Annotated in this window: 15 protein-coding genes; 6 read left to right on the forward strand and 9 right to left on the reverse strand. The window is 63.6% G+C overall.

Annotation, left to right across the window (positions count from 1 at the left end; genetic code table 11):
* The first annotated feature begins 16 nt into the window (after positions 1-16).
* Positions 17-1,048, forward strand: coding sequence for a tRNA (adenosine(37)-N6)-threonylcarbamoyltransferase complex transferase subunit TsaD (gene tsaD / locus PCE31106_RS06355; protein ID WP_150562760.1), 1,032 nt, complete (start codon positions 17-19; stop codon positions 1,046-1,048).
* An 82-nt stretch (positions 1,049-1,130) separates the two neighbouring features.
* Here tsaD and folE2 read toward each other — a convergent pair whose 3' ends face one another.
* The 4 genes from folE2 to PCE31106_RS06375 all read right to left on the reverse strand — a co-directional run bounded on the left by folE2 (position 1,131) and on the right by PCE31106_RS06375 (position 5,565).
* The gene (folE2, locus tag PCE31106_RS06360; protein WP_017231857.1) at positions 1,131-1,940 is read right to left on the reverse strand and encodes a GTP cyclohydrolase FolE2; all 810 of its coding nucleotides are present in this window, start codon (positions 1,938-1,940) and stop codon (positions 1,131-1,133) included.
* Positions 1,941-2,139: 199 nt separating this feature from the next.
* On the reverse strand, positions 2,140-4,056 hold the full coding sequence (gene dxs / locus PCE31106_RS06365; protein WP_150562761.1) for a 1-deoxy-D-xylulose-5-phosphate synthase: 1,917 nt from the start codon (positions 4,054-4,056) through the stop codon (positions 2,140-2,142).
* 198 nt (positions 4,057-4,254) lie between these two features.
* Positions 4,255-5,160, reverse strand: a complete 906-nt coding sequence (locus tag PCE31106_RS06370) for a polyprenyl synthetase family protein (protein ID WP_150562762.1) — start codon at positions 5,158-5,160, stop codon at positions 4,255-4,257.
* A 135-nt stretch (positions 5,161-5,295) separates the two neighbouring features.
* Positions 5,296-5,565, reverse strand: a complete 270-nt coding sequence (locus PCE31106_RS06375) for an exodeoxyribonuclease VII small subunit (RefSeq protein ID WP_017231860.1) — start codon at positions 5,563-5,565, stop codon at positions 5,296-5,298.
* Positions 5,566-5,793: 228 nt separating this feature from the next.
* On the opposite strand from PCE31106_RS06375, the gene PCE31106_RS06380 reads away from it, so the two are divergent.
* The 3 genes from PCE31106_RS06380 to PCE31106_RS06390 all read left to right on the forward strand — a co-directional run bounded on the left by PCE31106_RS06380 (position 5,794) and on the right by PCE31106_RS06390 (position 8,970).
* Positions 5,794-6,909 carry an aromatic ring-hydroxylating oxygenase subunit alpha gene (locus PCE31106_RS06380; protein WP_017231861.1) on the forward strand — a complete coding sequence of 372 codons (1,116 nt, stop codon included), beginning with the start codon at positions 5,794-5,796 and terminating at the stop codon, positions 6,907-6,909.
* 270 nt (positions 6,910-7,179) lie between these two features.
* Positions 7,180-8,034: a DMT family transporter gene (locus PCE31106_RS06385; RefSeq protein WP_017231862.1), complete on the forward strand. Its 855-nt coding sequence runs from the start codon at positions 7,180-7,182 to the stop codon at positions 8,032-8,034.
* A 51-nt stretch (positions 8,035-8,085) separates the two neighbouring features.
* A complete protein-coding gene (locus PCE31106_RS06390; RefSeq protein ID WP_150562763.1) occupies positions 8,086-8,970 on the forward strand; it encodes a sulfurtransferase in 885 nt (294 codons plus the stop codon).
* Here the strand turns inward: PCE31106_RS06390 and PCE31106_RS06395 are convergent.
* The 4 genes from PCE31106_RS06395 to polA form a co-directional block, all read right to left on the reverse strand.
* The gene (locus PCE31106_RS06395) at positions 8,901-9,818 is read right to left on the reverse strand and encodes a ZIP family metal transporter (RefSeq protein ID WP_437343801.1); all 918 of its coding nucleotides are present in this window, start codon (positions 9,816-9,818) and stop codon (positions 8,901-8,903) included. The genes PCE31106_RS06390 and PCE31106_RS06395 overlap by 70 nt on opposite strands.
* 139 nt (positions 9,819-9,957) lie before the next feature.
* Positions 9,958-10,833, reverse strand: a complete 876-nt coding sequence (locus PCE31106_RS06400; RefSeq protein ID WP_150562765.1) for a dienelactone hydrolase family protein — start codon at positions 10,831-10,833, stop codon at positions 9,958-9,960.
* A 254-nt stretch (positions 10,834-11,087) separates the two neighbouring features.
* A complete protein-coding gene (locus PCE31106_RS06405) occupies positions 11,088-12,479 on the reverse strand; it encodes an NAD(P)/FAD-dependent oxidoreductase (RefSeq protein ID WP_150562871.1) in 1,392 nt (463 codons plus the stop codon).
* 216 nt (positions 12,480-12,695) lie between these two features.
* A complete protein-coding gene (polA, locus tag PCE31106_RS06410) occupies positions 12,696-15,434 on the reverse strand; it encodes a DNA polymerase I (RefSeq protein WP_150562766.1) in 2,739 nt (912 codons plus the stop codon).
* On the opposite strand from polA, the gene PCE31106_RS06415 reads away from it, so the two are divergent.
* On the forward strand, positions 15,435-16,169 hold the full coding sequence (locus tag PCE31106_RS06415) for an LOG family protein (protein WP_026131582.1): 735 nt from the start codon (positions 15,435-15,437) through the stop codon (positions 16,167-16,169).
* A gap of 116 nt (positions 16,170-16,285) precedes the next feature.
* On the opposite strand, the gene PCE31106_RS06420 is transcribed toward PCE31106_RS06415, so the two are convergent.
* The gene (locus PCE31106_RS06420) at positions 16,286-17,521 is read right to left on the reverse strand and encodes a YeeE/YedE family protein (protein WP_150562767.1); all 1,236 of its coding nucleotides are present in this window, start codon (positions 17,519-17,521) and stop codon (positions 16,286-16,288) included.
* Between the two features lie 352 nt (positions 17,522-17,873).
* Here PCE31106_RS06420 and PCE31106_RS06425 point away from each other — a divergent pair, with 352 nt between their 5' ends.
* Positions 17,874-18,245: a hypothetical protein gene (locus tag PCE31106_RS06425; RefSeq protein ID WP_150562768.1), complete on the forward strand. Its 372-nt coding sequence runs from the start codon at positions 17,874-17,876 to the stop codon at positions 18,243-18,245.
* Positions 18,246-18,285: the final 40 nt, after the last annotated feature.

An 18,285-nucleotide genomic window follows, 5' to 3' on the forward strand; every position in this document is an offset into this window, starting at 1 on the left:
GTCTCCCCCTTCCGCCATGCTGGTTTTAGGCATTGAAAGCTCCTGCGACGAAACCGGGCTCGCCCTTTACGACACCGAGGCCGGCCTGCTTTCGCACGCGCTGCATTCGCAGATTGCCATGCACCGCGAATACGGTGGCGTGGTGCCCGAACTGGCGTCGCGCGACCACATCCGCCGCGCGCTGCCCCTGGCAGAAGCCGTGCTTGCGCAAGCTGGCAAGCCACTCAGTGCGGTCGATGCAATCGCCTACACGCAAGGCCCTGGACTCGCCGGGGCGCTGCTGGTGGGCGCCAGCGTCGCGAACGCCCTCGCGTTTGCGCTCGGGCGTCCAGTCGTGGGCGTGCACCATCTGGAGGGCCATCTGCTCTCCCCGCTGCTCGCACCGGATGCCCCCGATTTCCCGTTCGTCGCTTTGCTGGTCTCCGGCGGCCACACGCAGTTGATGGAAGTCCGCGCCTTCGGCCAGTACGCCATGCTCGGCGAAACACTGGATGACGCTGCCGGCGAAGCCTTCGACAAGACCGCCAAGCTGCTGGGACTCGGCTACCCGGGCGGGCCGGCCATCTCGCGCCTGGCCGAATTCGGTACGCCGGGACGCTACGACTTGCCGCGTCCGATGAAGCATTCGGGCAACCTTGACTTCAGTTTCAGCGGATTGAAAACCGCCGTGCTCACGCAGGTGCGCAATCTCGGCGGCAACGTATGCGACCAGGAAAAGGCCGATCTCGCGCGAGGCTTCGTCGATGCCATCGTCGACGTGCTCGTCGCCAAGTCGATGGCCGCGCTCAAGCAGACTGGCATGAAAACGCTCGTCGTGGCAGGGGGCGTGGGTGCCAACACGCAGCTTCGCGAAGGACTCAATGAAGCCGCTCGCCGCCGTGGCTATCGCGTGCACTATCCGGACCTGGCTTTCTGCACGGATAACGGCGCCATGATCGCCTTCGCCGGCGCCATGCGGCTCAAGTACTGGCCAGATGAAGCCGACAGCGAATACGCCTACACGGTCCGCCCGCGCTGGGATCTCTCCGACATCGTGCGCGGCGTCTAGCGCCTCGCCCGGCACACGCCCAAGAAAAAACCGCTCCGAGGAGCGGTTTTTCATTGCATGCGCCGCGCGAGGCGCAGCAAGATCAGGCCACCACGCGCTTGTCGCGTTCGATCACGGCGTAAGCGCTGTGATTATGGATCGACTCGAAATTCTCCGCTTGAAGCGCGTAGGCCACGACGCGCGGCTCATTGTTAAGTCGCGTTGCCACATCGCGTACCAGATCCTCGACGAACTTCGGGTTCTCATACGCCCGCTCGGTTACGTACTTCTCATCCGGGCGCTTGAGCAGCCCCCACAACTCGCAGGACGCCTCCTCCTCAGCCATGCGCACCAGTTCCTCGACGGCGATATCGCCCGCGATTTCGGCGTCGATCGTGATGTGCGAGCGCTGATTGTGCGCGCCGTACTGCGAGATCTTCTTCGAGCACGGACAAAGGCTCGTGACCGGCACGAGCACCTTGAGCCACACGCGCGTCTGGCCGTTGCGCACGTCGCCGGTGAGCGTCACTTCGTAGTCCAGCAAGCTTTGCACGCCCGAGACCGGTGCCGTCTTGTTGATGAAATACGGAAACGTCACTTCAATTCGACCGGCGTCGGCTTCGAGTTTTTCCAGCATGCTGTCGAGCATGGCGCGAAAACCCGCCACGTCGATCGGCGCGCGATGCGCGTCGAGCAACGCCACGAAGCGCGACATATGCGTACCTTTCTGATCGGCAGGCAGATGCACGTCGAGATTGAACAAGCCCACGGTGGCCTGCGCCTCCCCATCGGCCAGACGCACTGACAGCGGATGACGCACACCGCGCACACCCACGCGCTGAATCGGGATCTGCCGGGTATCGACGGTGCTTTGAACGTCGGGCATGACGAAAGCGGGGTTCATCTGATTCATCTAATTCTTCCTTCTTTGCCGGCAAGCCGACTTGGGGGAGGCAATAGGCAAACGTATCCGACGCCTGGCTCGCCAGCCGCTGACGGTTGTCGTCGGAATCGTGCCGGAGCCCCCGGCACGGTATCGGGAAAGGGCGATTCAAAACGAAACGATCCGGCATGCAAGCCGGATCGTTCGGAGGTTCAGGACTACCGGACGCTCAGGCGACGAGCTTGGTCGTGACCTTGCCAGCGGCCTGCGACGCCTGCATCAGCGGCAGGTCGAAGCGGGCACGGATGGACTTCGCGATACCCGTCGCATCGAGCCCCACGGCGGCCAGCAGCAGCGCCGGGTCGCCATGATCGATGAAGCGATCGGGCAGGCCCAATTGTAGTACAGGCCGAATCTCCCCACCGGCAAGCAGGGATTCCGCCACGGCCGACCCCGCACCGCCCATGATGCTGCCCTCTTCCACCGTGACCAGGTAGTCGTGCGTTTTCGCCAGTCGTGCGATCAATGCCTCGTCGATCGGCTTGACGAAGCGCATGTCGGCCACGGTGGCGTCGAGTTCCTCGGCTGCGGCAAGCGCCGGGGCCACCATGCTGCCGAACGCAAGAATTGCCACACGGCGTCCCGCCTCCGCTTGTCCCTCGCGTCGCACAACACCCTTGCCGATCGGCAGTGCGCTCATCGTCGATTCGATCGCCGCACCCGTGCCGGCACCGCGCGGATAACGCACGGCCGACGGGCCGTCGATCTGCACACCGGTATAGAGCATCTGACGGCATTCGTTCTCGTCCGACGGCGCCATCACCACCATATTCGGAATGCAGCGCAAATAGGCGATGTCGTATGCGCCCGCGTGCGTTGCACCGTCTGCACCGACCAGACCCGACCGATCGAGCGCAAACACGACCGGCAGATTTTGCAACGCAACGTCGTGAATCAGTTGATCGTAACCGCGCTGCAGGAACGTCGAGTAGATCGCGACCACGGGCTTGAGGCCCTCGGTCGCCATACCGCCGGCGAACGTCACGGCGTGTTGCTCGGCAATGCCCACGTCGTAGTAACGCGTCGGGAATCGCTTCTCGAACTCCACCATGCCCGAGCCTTCGCGCATGGCCGGCGTGATCCCCACGACACGCTTGTCGGCTTCGGCCATATCGCATAGCCAGTCGCCGAACACTTGCGTGTAGGTCTTCTTGCTGCTCGTGCTCGGTTTGATCCCTTCGGCCGGGTTGAACTTGCCCGGACCGTGATACAGCACCGGATCGGCTTCGGCCAACTTGTAGCCGTACCCCTTGCGCGTGACCACGTGCAGGAATTGCGGCCCCTTCAGATTCTTGATGTTCTCGAGCGTCGGAATCAGCGAATCGAGGTCATGACCGTCGATCGGGCCGATGTAGTTGAAGCCGAACTCCTCGAACATCGTCGCCGGCACGACCATGCCCTTGGCATGCTCTTCGAACTTGCGCGCCAGCTCCAGCACCGGCGGCGCCACGCTCAGCACCTTCTCCACGCCCTTCTTCGCCGCCGCGTAGAAGCGACCCGACATCAGACGGGCAAGATAGCGATTGAGGGCACCGACCGGCGGCGAGATCGACATGTCGTTGTCGTTGAGGATGACCAGCAGCGGCACGTCTTCATGCACCCCCGCATTGTTCATCGCCTCGAACGCCATACCGGCGGTCATGGCGCCATCGCCGATCACCGCGATGCCGAAGCGATGCTCGCCCTTCGTGCGCGCTCCAAGCGCCATGCCCAGCGCCGCTGAAATCGATGTGCTCGAATGCGCCGTGCCGAACGTGTCATACGGCGATTCATCGCGCTTCGGGAAGCCCGAAATACCGCCGAGCTGACGCAGCGACGCCATGGCGTCGCGGCGACCGGTCAGGATCTTGTGCGGATAGCTCTGGTGCCCCACGTCCCAGACAATGCGATCCTCCGGCGTGTTGAACACGTAGTGAAGTGCAATCGTCAGCTCGACCGTACCGAGATTGGACGACAAGTGACCGCCCGTGCGCGACACGCTCTCGAGCACGAAGGCACGCAGCTCTTCGGCCAACGGTGCGAGTTGGCGACGCTCCCAACGCCGCAACGCGGCCGGGTCATCGATGGTATTTAGCAGTTCGTACATCGTCATTCCATATGTAGGCGTTCTGGTCGGGCAGCCCTGCCTGGCGAGCCGGTCCCGATCTCCTGCCGGTGCGTTCTGTGGGGAGATCCGCGCCGACCCTCATTGCCCCTTGCCTGTTTCTACTGCAAACGCCCCCGGATCACGCGATCCTTTGCCGCCTGGGTCGCCTCGAAATTTGCCTGTCAGGCGATTCGCCGGTCAGTTGATGCGATCGACCACGTAATCGGCCAGGGCACGCAGCCGATCCGCATTGCCAAGCGTCGCACTCGCCGCGTGAGCATCGGCCCGCAGCTTCTCCGCATAGCCGCGCGCGCCGTCGAGGCCCATCAGCGATACGTAGGTCGGCTTGTCGTTGGCCGCGTCCTTGCCGGCCGTCTTGCCAAGCGTGGCCGAATCGGCCGTGGTATCGAGAATGTCGTCCACGACCTGGAAGGCCAGGCCGACAGCCGCCGCGTAGGTGTCCAGCGCGCGCGTTTCATCGTCCGACAATGCACGGCCGCAGATGGCGCCCATGCGCAGCGACGCGCGCAACAGGGCCCCCGTCTTCAGTCGATGCATGTTTTCCAGTTGCGACTGATTCAGCTTGATGCCGACGCTCTCCAGATCGATCGCCTGCCCGCCGGCCATGCCCAGCGCCCCCGAGGCCAGCGCCAGTTCGCGCACCAGCGCGAGCGACTGTGCGGCGCTCAGGTCGCCCGTGGCTTCGCCGAGCAGCACAAACGCTTGCGTTTGCAGCGCGTCGCCCGCGAGCAGGCCGGTCGCTTCGTCGTATTGCACATGCACCGTCGGCTTGCCGCGGCGCAGATCGTCGTCGTCCATGCACGGCAGATCGTCATGCACCAGCGAATAGGCGTGGATCATTTCCACGGCGCACGCGGCACGATCCAGGGCCGTCTCGCTTGCCTGGGTCACCTCGCCAGCGGCAAAGCACAACAGCGGACGCACACGCTTGCCGCCGCCGAGCACGGCGTAGCGCATCGATTCATTCAGTCGTGCCGAGCCGCCATCGGCGGCCTTGGGCAGCACGGCGTCGAGCGATTGTTCCACACGGGCCTGCACTGCCTGCATCCAGGCCTTGATATTCTGATCCGCCATCGTCTTCATCCTGCACGTGCCCATTGGGCCGTGCGTGTTATTGAGTCGCCCCGCGCCGCGTTGGGACGTCTACGCTCATGCGTCGCGTGTCGAGTGTCGAGTGTCGCGTGTCGCAGGTCGGCTTGCCGCATCACCCGGCGCCGCTCAGAACTCGTCGCGCACCGGCTCGAGCGGCTTGAGCGTCTCTCCCTCGAGCACCTTGACCTGCTGCTCCACCTTCTCGAGCAGGCCCTGGCAGTATTTCACCAGCACGGCACCACGCCGGTAGGCGCCAAGCGACTCCTCCAGCCCCAGCTCACCGCCTTCCATGCGCCCCACGAGCTTTTCCAGCTCGGCGAGCGCAGCCTCATAGGTCTCGGGCAGGTCCTGCGGCACGTCGGGTGCCGCGTCTTGCGACTTTGCAGTCTTGGCCATAAACGCAAAATTCGGGTCGAATGTTCCATTTTACGGCAAAAGCGCATCGGCTCGCAGAGCGTAAATTGCCTCAAAACCGATCGCACTGACAATTTTCGGACATTATTTAACGCAAATCATGGACTTAGCGGCCCTCATGAGCCCAGACAAGGTATAATTCTCGGTTCCCCTAAATCGATTTTTCGATGGTTGGGTTGTTCACTGCTTTCAAGCTAGTCGGGAGTGGGAATGTCCAATCTAAGCAGCGCTTTGCAACTCAAACCGGCCTCGAGCCAACTGCCGGTCTACACGTATTTCGACGAGGCGCTCCTCGCCCGCGAACGTGAAGTCCTCTTCGAACATGGTCCCCGCTACGTAGGCCACGAGCTGATGGTGCCCGACGCCGGCGACTATTTTGCGCTGCCTGCCGAACAGGAAGGTCGCATGCTGGTGCGCAATGGCGCGGGCCAGCATGGCGGCATCGAACTGCTCTCGAACGTCTGCCGTCATCGTCAGGCGATCATGCTGGGCGGCCGTGGCAATGCACGCAACATCGTGTGCCCGCTCCACCGCTGGACTTACGACACGAAGGGCGAACTGCTCGGCGCGCCGCACTTCCCGGAGAAGCCCTGTCTGAACCTCGGCAAGTTCCCGCTGCAACGCTGGAACGGACTGCTGTTCGAAGCGCAGGGCCGCGACGTCCAGGCCGATCTTGCCCGCCTGGGCGTCAAGCATCATCTCGACTTTTCGAACTTCATGTTCGATCACGTTGAAGTGCATGAATGCAATTACAACTGGAAGACGTTCATCGAGGTCTATCTCGAGGACTATCACGTCGTGCCGTTCCATCCCGGGCTGGGCAGCTTCGTTTCCTGCGAAGACCTGAGCTGGGAATTCGGCGACTGGTATAGCGTTCAGACGGTCGGCGTGCACGAAGGTCTTGCCAAACCGGGCAGCCCGATCTATCGACAGTGGCACGACGTACTGATGCGGTACCGCGAAGGCGTGCCGCCGGACTTCGGCGCGATCTGGATGGTGTACTACCCGCATCTGATGATCGAGTGGTATCCGCACGTGCTGGTGGTGTCCTGGCTGATTCCGCGCGGACCGCAGAAAACGACGAACATCGTCGAATTCTATTACCCCGAGGAAATCGCGCTCTTCGAACGCGAATTCATCGAGGCCGAGCGGGCCGCGTATATGGAAACCGCCCGCGAAGACGACGAGATCGCCGAGCGCATGGATGCCGGCCGCCGTGCCTTGTTCGATCGCGGCGTGTCGGAAGTCGGTCCGTATCAAAGCCCGATGGAAGACGGCATGCAGCACTTCCATGAGTTCTTGCGCCGCCAGATGGGCGATTTCTGAGCGCTGGCACGCCAGCACGTCTCACGGGTTGAGATGGTTAGAGTGTCTGGCTGAGACACCACCGAGCGGCCAATGTGGCGCCCGCGAGACTGAATTAAATATTTGCCGAAATTTCGGAGAACGGCGGGCCATCGGCCCGCCGTTTTCGTTAGAATCGTCGCAACGTTCTCGACATGACCGCGCGGGCACTCCATCTGCCGCACGCGTCGCCCGCGCTCGGTTCACCGCGCCTCAGCTCGCTTCTTCGCCGTCAATCGGCCCCCATTCGCCATGCAATCGCTCTGGATGTTGGTCTCCGCCTTCATGTTCACGTTGATGGGGCTATTCATCAAGCTGGCGGCAAACGAATACAACACCGGCGAAATCATTCTCTACCGCAGCCTTATCGGTGTCATCGTTTTGCTGGTGTTGGCGCGCGCACGCGGTCATTCGATTCGAACACGCCACCTCGGCGCGCACGTCAAACGCAGTACTGCCGGCGTAATCTCACTCGGCCTGTGGTTCTATTCCCTGACGCAACTGCCGCTTTCCACGGCGATGACCCTCAATTACATGTCGCCGATCTGGATCTCCCTGATCGTGATGGCGACGGCGGCCATGCGCGGCAGCCTGCGAGCCGACTTCCGCCTGGTCGCCGCGATCTTTGCGGGATTCGTCGGTGTTGCCCTGTTGCTCCAGCCGACCATCGACAGCCAGGCGTGGACTGCCGGCGTGGCGGGCGTCGTCTCGGGCGTGTTCTCGGCCATCGCGTACATGCAGGTCAAGGATCTTGGCGCCGCGGGCGAACCCGATTGGCGCATCGTCTTCTATTTCTCGCTGGGCGGGGTACTGCTAGGCCTCGGCTGGGTCGCCATCGACGGCATGCACGCGCTGACCTGGCGCAGCGCCGGCCTCATGCTCGGAGTCGGTATCGCGGCGCTCGTCGCCCAAACGGCACTCACCCGAGCCTTCAGTTTGGGCAACACGCTGGTCACTGCGAATCTGCAATATTCCGGCGTAATCTTCGCTACACTGATCAGCATGCTTGTCTGGGACGATTGGCCCGCGCTGGCCGGCTGGATCGGCATGCTGCTCATTGTGGCGAGCGGCATGACCGCACTGCGCCGACCGTCGGCCACGGCCTGATGCCGGGCGGTTCCCGCTGCCCGTTCCCCCACGCCCGCCTGCGGAGACGCCATGATTCACACGCACTTCACCACGCTCATCAGCCCGCAAAATCTTGACGCGCTGATGCAAACCGCCGCCGACGGCGGTGCCCCGGTGATCCTCTTCGATTGCCGATTCGATCTCGCGAATCCGACGGCCGGCGAAACGGCGTATGTCGACGGCCACCTCTTCGGCGCCTTCTATACTCACCTCGAACGCGACCTGTCGGGAAGGACGACAGGCAAGAACGGTCGCCATCCGCTGCCCGAGCGCGACACTCTCGCCCGCCAACTCGCCGCGTGCGGGTTGTCGAAGGGCCAGCAAGTGGTGGCTTACGACGCGCAAGGCGGCGTCTATGCCGCCCGCCTGTGGTGGCTGCTGCGCTGGCTCGGCCACGAGTCGGTTGCCGTGCTCGACGGCGGCCTGCAGGCCTGGGAAGCGGCCGGCTTCACGCTCGACGCCGCCCCGCCCGAAGCGCCGCCACCGGGTGATTTCACCGCGGGCGAGCCGCTCGCCACCACCGCCGACGCGGCGGCCATCGAGCGCAACCTGACGTCGCACGAGCGTCTGGTCGTCGATGCACGGTCACCGGATCGGTATCGCGGCGAGAACGAAACCCTCGATCCGATCGGCGGCCACATTCCCGGTGCGGTCAATCACTTCTTCAAGGACAACCTCGGCCCGGATGGGCGCTTCAAACCCTCCGCCGCCCTGCGGGAAGCGTTCACGCAAGTCATCGGCAAGGACCGCCTGCCCGAGCGCATCATCTCGCAATGCGGTTCAGGCGTGACGGCTTGCCACAATCTACTGGCGATGGAGGTCGCGGGCCTTCATGGGGCCAGCCTCTATGCGGGCTCGTGGAGCGAGTGGTGTGCGGACAAGCGCCGTCCGGTCGCCACCGGCGCCCAGCCGTAAGCCCCGCCGGCACCTGCCAACGACATCGCCAGGGCGCTGCTGGGGGCCTCGCGGTCGCGACCGTGGGCGTGCTCGTGATCGTGGCCGTTGAGCCACACCACCAGCGCCAGTCCCACCGCGATCAGCAGAATCTGGGGCAGCGCGTCGCGCGGCGACGTGCGGCGCTGCATCTGCGGCATCAGATCCGACACGGCGATATAGATGAAGCTGCTGGCCGCCAGCGCCAGCAAATACGGGATCAGGCTCTGAAGACGGTCGAGCATGAAGTAACCGAGTACACCGCCGGCCAGCGCCGTGAGGCTCGAGGCCAGCGTCAGCACCAACGCCTTGCGACGCGGAAAGCCGGCGTTGAGCAGCACCATGAAGTCGCCGAGCTTGTGCGCCACCTCGTGGACCGTGATGGACACCGTTGCCGCAAGCCCGAGGCGCGGATCGGTGAGGAACGCCGCCGCGATCACGACACCATCGGCAAAGTTGTGAATCGCGCTGCCGACCAGAATCATCCAGCCGCCTTTGCCTGCTTCATGGGCGTCGTGCCCGTGCTCATGGTGATGCCCATCGCCCTCGTGATGATGGCTATGGCGCAACAGCGCCAGCTTCTCCAGCAGGAAAAAGCCGAGCAAACCACCCAGCAGCCAACCGGTGATGACGTGCGCATCGACGTGCGACTCAAGGCTTTCCGGCAGCAGATGCAGCAGCGCCGTGCCAAGCAGCACGCCCGCCGAAAAGCTGACCATCTTGTCGATGAGCTTCGAGAGCAGGCCAAGCGACAGCGACGCCGCGCCGGCAAGGCTCAGCACGCCGGAAGCCAGCGTGGCGATAACGATGAATAGAAAGATGGCGTCGATGGTGATTCTCCCGCAGGCAAGGCGGCGATTTAACCAGCTTTTCCCGTGACAGGCAAACCGTCGGGTCGCGAAGCACAGTGGCGTACCGCCCCACCGACGGGCTCAATGCTTCCGCCAGCCGGCCCGCAACATCGCCGGCTCACGCCACGCCGTGTTTGCGCAGCCAGTCCAATGCCAATGTCCAACCTTCCTTCGCGTCGGCTTCGACATAGCTCGACCGGTAATCGGCGAAAAATGCGTGCCCCGAATTCGGGAATACCTTCAGCTTCGAGGCTCTCGACGCCGCATCGCCGCGCGCAAGGGCCTCGCGCGCCTGTTCCACGCTTGTCACGGGAATGCCTTGGTCCTTGCCGCCGTACAGGCCGAGCAGCGGTCCGTGCAGCTTGCCCGCGATATCGATCGGCTGGCTCGGGAAATCCGGACTCCTGTCACCAACGATCCGCCCATACCAGGCCACCGCCGCCTTCACGTTGGGATTGTGCGCGTCGTAGAGCCAGGCGACGCGTCCGCCCCAGCAGAAGCCGGTAATGGCGATACGCTTCTCGTCTCCGCCATTGGCCAGCGCCCACTTGAGCGTCGCGTCGATGTCGCGCATCACCTGTTCGTCCGGTGTCTTGGCGACGATCTGCGACTGAATCTCGGCAATCGTGCCCAGCAACTGCGGATCGCCCGCGCGCGCGAACAGTTCCGGCGCGACCGCCAAATAACCGAGTTTGGCGAAACGTCGGCAGATATCGGCGATATGCTGATGCACGCCGAAGATCTCCGAAACCACGACGATGGTCGGCAGATGCGTCTTGCCCGCAGGCTTCGCGTAGTAGACCGGCATTTTGATGCCGGGCACGTCGAGCAGGGTTTCGCCCGCGTCCAGCCCTTGCGTGTCGGTCGTGATGGTTTCGGCCGCCACCGGCAGCACGGCCAGCGCAAACGCCGAACCGACGGCGGTCTTCAGAAAATCGCGCCGGTTGCTCGCCGCCACTTCGGGCACAAGACTATCCAGATCCGCTTGCGACATGTCGTACTCCAGGGAAACACGTCAGTAAAGGCATGCCGGGGAGACCCCCAACGGAAACGTCGGGATGCGCCACCGCCCCGGGGCCGGACGTTGGGATATTACTAGAGTGAAGATGCGCTTGCACTCGGACGCCGGCGCGACGGCGATCGGAACCCTCCGAAACGGGTACCCACCCGCCACAGCGCAGGCCGCCTGGCACCCGGTCAGGCCGCGAACCCGTGCGAACGGACCAGCGGCAAAACGCCAACCCAGCGTCAGTGCAGCTTCACGCGCGGCACGGTCGAACGACGCAGGCGATTGGCAACGGTATCGAGCATCATGCGCCAGACCCCATGCAGCGCCGCCACGTGCATGCGATAGAGCGACGTGTACATCACCCGCGCAAACAGCCCTTCGATGAACATGCTGCCGCCGATGAGCCCGCCCATCAGATTGCCCACCGCGCTGAACTTGCCCAACGAGACAAGCGAACCGAAATCGCGATAAGTGAACGTCGGCAGGCTTTGCCCTTTGAGCCGGGCGTCAATCGCCTTGACCAGGAAGCTCGCCTGCTGGTGCGCCGCTTGCGCGCGCGGCGGCACGAAGCCGTGCTCCGGCCATTCGCAACTCGCGCAGTCACCGAACGCGAAGATGTCCGGATCCGACTTGCTTTGCAGCGTCGGCAACACTTCGATCTGGTTCAGACGATTGACGGCAAGTCCCAGTTGTCCCAGCACCGGCGGCGCCGTAATGCCCGCCGACCAGACCGTGATGTCGGCCGGCAGCACACGACCCCCGGTCGTCGTGACTTCATTCTTGCGCACCTCGGCGACCGAATCGCCACACAGGATGTCGACGTCGAGCTTGCCCAGCAACCCGGCCACCGCTCCCGATACACGCTCCGGCAGCGCCTTCAGAATGCGCGGACTCGATTCGATGATGGTGATGCGCACGTCCTTGCGCGGATCGAGCTTCAACCCGTAGGAGCGCAACACTTCCGCCGTGTTGCGCAGCTCCGCCGACAGTTCAACGCCGGTCGCGCCGGCACCCACGATGACGAGGTTGACCTTGGGGCGGCCTTCGACCTTGGGGGCCGGTGAAACCGCCGTATCGGGCGGCACGTCATGAATGTCGTGTGCGACCGGTGCCGACAGCGCGCTCGGCACGGGCGCTTCGGCTTCATTCTGCGCGCGCACGCAGGCGGCCATCAGCCGACGACGGAAGCGCTCGGCCTGCTCGACGGTATCGAGTGCGATGGTATTTTCCTGAGCGCCGGCCACCCCGAAGAAGTTGGTCGTGCTGCCGATGGCGAGCACGAGCGTGTCATACGCCAATGTGCGCTCGGGCAGCAAATCGCCCTCGCCTTCGTCGGCTGCCGCAGGCACCGCCGCCAGCCGGATCGTCCGGTTCGCGCGATCCAGACCGATCATCTCGCCGGCCGCAAACTCGAAACGATGCCAGTTGGCCTGAGCGACATAAGAGAGCTGATGCGTTGCGGTGTCCATGACACCGGCAGCGACCTCGTGCAACAGCGGCTTCCAGATGTGCGACAAGGACCGGTCGACCAGCGTCACCTGAACGTCCTTGCCACGCCCGTACTTGTCGCCCAGTCGGGTGACAAGCTCCAGACCGCCGGCGCCGCCGCCGACCACAACGATACGATGCACACTCACAATAACTCCCCGTGCTTGGAAAACCGTCCGGCCGGTCGGCATTTGCCGCGCCGGCGATAGCGATTACCTTACCGCAGAGTGCGGAGTTCGGGTATGGCTGTCACCCTATTCCCGCTATTGAGCCATGCGATACGGGCCGACAGCGGCGTCGGCCAAGGCGGGAGGGCCGCCCGTGCGACGCACTCACTTTAGGTGTCAACCCAACGCCGTTCAGTGGGCCTGTTCCCAATTCTCGCCCACGCCGACTTCGGCCACGAGCGGCACGCGCAACTTCGCCACGCCGCACATCAGTTCCGGCAAACGCTTGCGGACCTCGGCCAGTTCATGGTCGGGCACTTCGAGCACCAGTTCATCGTGCACCTGCATGATCTGACGCGTCTGCAGGCCGCTGTCGTCCAACCAGCGCTGCACGGCGATCATCGAGAGTTTGATGAGATCGGCGGCCGTGCCCTGCATCGGGGCATTGATGGCGGCGCGCTCGGCGGCCTGGCGGCGCGGTCCGTTGCCGCCATTGATGTCCGGTAGCCACAGACGGCGTCCGAAGACCGTTTCGACATAGCCGCGCGCCTTCGCACTCTTGCGCGTCTCGTCCATGTAACGCGCCACGCCCGGGTAGCGCATGAAATAGCGGTCGATGTACTGCTTGGCGGCGTCGCGTTCGATACCGAGGTTCGCGGCCAGCCCGAACGCGCTCATGCCGTAGATCAAACCGAAGTTGATGACCTTGGCGTAGCGACGTTGTTCGTTCGACACCTCGATCGGCGTGACGGCGAAGATTTCCGCCGCCGTGGCGCGGTGAATGTCCTCGCCGTTGGCGAATGCGCGCAGCAGACTTTCGTCGCCCGAGATATGCGCCATGATGCGCAGCTCGATCTGCGAGTAGTCCGCCGACACCAGTTGGCTGCCCTGGGGTGCAATGAACGCCTCGCGAATGCGGCGCCCCTCGGCCGTGCGCACGGGAATGTTCTGCAAATTCGGATCGTTCGACGCCAGGCGCCCGGTGATCGCCACGGCCTGCGCATAGTTCGTGTGCACGCGGCCAGTCGAGGCATTGACCATCTTCGGCAACTTGTCGGTGTACGTCGACTTGAGCTTGGCAAGGCCACGGTAATCGAGCAGCACCTTCGGCAACGGATAGTCTTCGGCGAGCTTCTGCAGCACTTCCTCGTCGGTCGACGGGGCACCGCTCGCCGTCTTCTTGACGATCGGCAGTTGCAGCTGCGTGAAGAAAATGTCGCCGATCTGCTTGGGCGAATTCAGATTGAACTGCTGCCCGGCCAGTGTGTACGCTTCGGCTTCGAGCGCGACCAGCTTCTGGCCGATCTCGTCGCTCTGTGCGGCCAGACGGGCAGTGTCGACAAGCACGCCGTTGCGCTCCATGCGTTGCAGCACGCGCGCCGTGGGCATTTCGATGTCTCGGTAGACGAACTCCAGCGTGGCTTCACGCGCCACATCGGGATAGATCGCGCGGTGCAGTCGCAGCGTGATGTCGGCGTCTTCGGCGGCGTAGGCGGTCGCGCGCTCGACGGTCACTTCGTCGAAGCCGATCTGCTTGGCGCCCTTGCCGCACACCTCTTCGTATTTGATCGTCGTCACGCCGAGATGGCGCGCGGCCAGGCCGTCCATGTCATGGCCGCGGTGCGATTCGAGCACGTACGACTGAAGCATCGTGTCGTGTGCAATGCCGCGCAACACGATGCCGTAGTTCTCCAGCACGTGGGCATCGTACTTGAGGTTCTGTCCCACCTTCTTGTGGTCCGGACTTTCGAGCCAATGCTTCAGGCGCGCCAGGACTTCGTCTCGCGGCAATTGGTCGACATCGCCCGGCGCGCGATGCGCCACCGGAATGTAGGCGGCGCGTCCTGGTTCGCAGGACAACGACAGGCCAACCAGTTGCGCCTGCATCGCGTCGAGCGAGGTGGTCTCGGTATCGAATGCCGTCAACTCGGCCGACTCGATGATCTTCAGCCATGCGTCGAACTGCGCCCACGTCAGCACCGCTTCGTACTCTCGCTCGATCGTGTCGGCCACAGGTGCCGGCGCCGGCTCACCGGCCTGCGTGGCAACGGCGGCCTGCGCTTCGCGCAGCAAGGTCTTGAAGCCGTGACGCACGAAGAAATCGCGCAGCGTTTCGACATCTTCGGGCTGCGACTGCAAGCTCGCGTCGATGGAGGTGACCTGCGGTGCGAGATCGCAATCGAGCGCGACCGTCACCAGCTTGCGCCCCATCGGCAGCCAGTCGAGCGCGCGGCGCAGGTTTTCGCCCGCCGCCCCTTTCACCTCCGCGGCGTTCGCAACGAGATTGTCGAGATCTCCATATTGCGTGAGCCACTTGACGGCCGTCTTCGGCCCGCATTTGTCCACGCCCGGCACGTTATCGACCGTGTCACCGACAAGCGTGAGGTAATCGACGATGCGCTCGGGCGGCACGCCGAATTTCGCGGTGACGCCGGCGGCATCGAGCGTTTCGTTCGTCATTGTGTTGACCAGCGTCACGCGGTCGTTCACGAGTTGCGCCAGATCCTTGTCGCCGGTGGAGACGACCACGCGCATGCCGCGCTCGGCCGCTTGCCTTGCAAGGGTGCCGATGACGTCATCGGCCTCCACGCCATCGATCATCAACAGCGGCCAGCCCATGGCGCGCACCGCCTCGTGAATCGGCTCGATCTGCGCGCGCAGATCTTCCGGCATCGAAGGTCGATTCGCTTTGTATTCGGGGTACCAATCGTCGCGAAACGTCTTGCCCTTGGCATCGAAAACGCAGGCGCTATACTCTGCGTGGACGTCTTTACGCATGCGGCGCAGCATATTGACGATGCCGTGAAGCGCCCCCGTCGGCTCGCCATTGGGACCGCGCAAATCCGGCAGGGCGTGATAGGCTCGATAGAGATAACTCGAACCATCGACCAATAAGAGCGTCTTACCTTCCAGACTTTGCTGTTCCGACATATGACCAAGAGAAGAAAAGAAATACCGAGTCTGCGCATGCTGGCAGACCATGAGCGCGCCACCGCAAAAAAGGCGCGCGCGTCGTGGCAGATGTTCACGATTATGGCAGAGTTCATCGAGGCGACCGAGTACCTGTCCGAGATCCGGCCGGCCGTCAGCATCTACGGCAGCGCGCGCATCAAGCCGAAATCGCCGTTTTACAAACTGACGATGACCATCGCCCGGAAATTCTCCGACAACGGCTTTGCCGTCATCTCCGGCGGCGGGCCCGGCATCATGGAAGCCGCCAACAAGGGCGCGCACGGTGGCGCCTCGCCGACCGTCGGCCTGAACATCGAACTGCCGCACGAACAAAAGGGCAATCAGTACCAGGACATCTCACTGCGTTTCCGACACTTCTTCACGCGCAAGGTCACGTTCGTGAAGAACTCGGACGCGTTCGTCATCATGCCGGGGGGCTTTGGCACGCTCGACGAACTGTCCGAAGTCCTCACGCTCATCCAGACGCAGAAGTCGCGCCAGGTGCCCGTGATTCTCGTCGGCACGGAATTCTGGAAGGGACTGCTCGAATGGGTGCGCTCGACGATGCTGCCGATGGGCCTCATCGGCGAAAAGGATCTCGATCTGGTGCAGGTCATGGACGACCCCGACGACATCCTCAAAGCGGTGTTCGCGTTCTACGACGGCCACATCGAGCCCGAAACGGAAAGCAGCGAGAAGATGTTCTACCTGTAATCGCGACGGGCAGCCGCCCAAGCGTCATCGTCCAAAGTCAATATGGCGCCGCGAGTGATCGCTGGCGCCATATTTTTATGTGGCAGACGGAATATCTGCCGGCGGGGGGATGTCGATCAGCAGCCGGTATCGCGCGGTGTAGTTTCCACGGCCAGACCGAACAACGGGCGCAGGCGCGTGCCGAACACGTTGCCCGCAAACGCCGCCGCCAACCACAGCCAACCGTGCAGGCTGCCCGAGACGATGCCGCTGAAGTACGCGCCGATATTGCAGCCGTACGCCAGACGTGCGCCGTAACCGAGCAGCAATCCGCCGATGACCGCCGCGAGCAGCGAACGCGCTGGAATCTTCCACACGGGGGCAAACTTGCCTGCGATGGACGCGGCCGCGAGGGCGCCGAGAATGATCCCGATGTCCATGACGGTGGTGACGTCCTGTGCGATCGGCGCGTTCAGTACATTGGCCTGCTTCGCCCAGTACGGCCACGAGGCCACGTCGATGCCCAGCGCCATGAACGCCTTGGCGCCCCACAACGCGAACGCCGATGTCACGCCCCACGGACGGCCGGCCAATGCCAGCGTGGCGTAATTGAGCAGCACGAGCGCCAGCGCACCCCACACCAGCGGCCAGGGGCCACGCAGCAACGCGGGCGTGCCCGTTGCGCTGCGCGTCATTGGCACACCGACGACACGGCCGTGACGACGCTTCTCCGCCCACAGCGTCAAGCCACCGATCGCGGCGAACAACGCCAGGTTGGCGACGAGCGCAGGCCACAAGCCCCACGTCTTGACCAGCGAGACCGGCTTGATATGCGGCAGTGCTTCCCACCACGGCAGATGCGCCGTTGCCACCACCGACCCCACGACAAACGCCGCGAGCGTGACGATCATGCGCGTGCTGCCGCCCCCCACGGTATAGAGCGTGCCCGACGCGCAACCGCCGCCGAGTTGCATGCCGACACCGAACATGAAGGCGCCGAACGCCACCGACACGCCAACCGGCGAGACGAAGCCGGCTACCTTGTTACCGAAGAGCACGCCATCCGCCAGCGCGGGAAAGAACAGCACGACACCAACGGCGAGCATGACCATCTGTGCGCGCAGACCCGCACCGCGCCGGTCGGCGATGAACACGCGCCAGGCCGACGTGAAGCCGAATGCGGCGTGGTAAAGCGTCACGCCGAGCAAGGCGCCGATACCGGCCAGTGCGGCCTGCTTCGGCCCTACGGTGGCCTGCACGTAGGCGATGCCCACAAAGATCAGCACCAGCGCGATGGCGAGCGGCCGGGCGTTATAGGAGGACGGCGAAGGCGGGGCCGTTTTGACGGCGGCCGAGGCGGCGGATAACGACATGATTTGGGACTCCAGAATGCAGATGGGCGACACACGGCCGCCCATCAAGACAATGACGCAGGATGCCAGAAGATGACTTCAACGAAAACGATTGTCTTGCGATTTATTTATAACCAAAAGCAATATAAAGATGCTAAGCGTATGCAATCGAATCGCTTAACCCTGCGCCGATGACGAGAAAAAATACGCGTCCACGGCATGGCATCCCTCGACACGCAAGCCACGACGGCACATTCGACGCGATTTCACGATGCGAAGCGGGGGACGTTTGATAGAATGTAAGCATTGGAACCCGTTGCGTCGGCCAGGCTTGCCTCACGCGCCGCGAATGCGTTCCCGCCCTCGGAGAATAATGATGACAACGCGCTTTTCCCGTGTCCTGCCCCTGATGATCGGTGCGGGCCTGCTGTTCGCGGGCCATGCCTTCGCCCAGGATGGTCAGGAGACCTCCGCGCAGGCCGCCAAACGCGAGGCCGACGCCCGCGCCGCCGCCACCAGCAAATCGTCGGTCGACGTCAACCAGGAGCGCAAGCCGAGCTACTACGTCAACGACCAAGGCACCACCGTGACCGAGTTCCGCGACCGCGGCAAACCCACGGAGGTCGATGTCCATTCGCGTTTCGGCACCAATTACCAATTGACCACGCCGCCGGACAACGCGCCGCGCACGCGCGACAACACGTCGCAAAACGACCGCTTGCCGTCCGTCGGCCTGAAGTTCTGACGTCTCTGGTAATCTGAGTCACCTCCGCGCGCCGCCCAGC

This window comes from Pandoraea cepalis, from assembly GCF_902459665.1.
Classification (GTDB): Bacteria; Pseudomonadota; Gammaproteobacteria; order Burkholderiales; family Burkholderiaceae; genus Pandoraea; species Pandoraea cepalis.

Coding starts and splice junctions, on each gene's coding strand:
- tsaD (WP_150562760.1), top strand. CDS start 17: ATGCTGGTTTTAGGCATTGAAAGCTCCTGCGACGAAACCGGGCTCGCC.
- folE2 (WP_017231857.1), bottom strand. CDS start 1,940: ATGAATCAGATGAACCCCGCTTTCGTCATGCCCGACGTTCAAAGCACC.
- dxs (WP_150562761.1), bottom strand. CDS start 4,056: ATGTACGAACTGCTAAATACCATCGATGACCCGGCCGCGTTGCGGCGT.
- PCE31106_RS06370 (WP_150562762.1), bottom strand. CDS start 5,160: ATGAAGACGATGGCGGATCAGAATATCAAGGCCTGGATGCAGGCAGTG.
- PCE31106_RS06375 (WP_017231860.1), bottom strand. CDS start 5,565: ATGGCCAAGACTGCAAAGTCGCAAGACGCGGCACCCGACGTGCCGCAG.
- PCE31106_RS06380 (WP_017231861.1), top strand. CDS start 5,794: ATGTCCAATCTAAGCAGCGCTTTGCAACTCAAACCGGCCTCGAGCCAA.
- PCE31106_RS06385 (WP_017231862.1), top strand. CDS start 7,180: ATGCAATCGCTCTGGATGTTGGTCTCCGCCTTCATGTTCACGTTGATG.
- PCE31106_RS06390 (WP_150562763.1), top strand. CDS start 8,086: ATGATTCACACGCACTTCACCACGCTCATCAGCCCGCAAAATCTTGAC.
- PCE31106_RS06400 (WP_150562765.1), bottom strand. CDS start 10,833: ATGTCGCAAGCGGATCTGGATAGTCTTGTGCCCGAAGTGGCGGCGAGC.
- polA (WP_150562766.1), bottom strand. CDS start 15,434: ATGTCGGAACAGCAAAGTCTGGAAGGTAAGACGCTCTTATTGGTCGAT.
- PCE31106_RS06415 (WP_026131582.1), top strand. CDS start 15,435: ATGACCAAGAGAAGAAAAGAAATACCGAGTCTGCGCATGCTGGCAGAC.
- PCE31106_RS06420 (WP_150562767.1), bottom strand. CDS start 17,521: ATGTCGTTATCCGCCGCCTCGGCCGCCGTCAAAACGGCCCCGCCTTCG.
- PCE31106_RS06425 (WP_150562768.1), top strand. CDS start 17,874: ATGATGACAACGCGCTTTTCCCGTGTCCTGCCCCTGATGATCGGTGCG.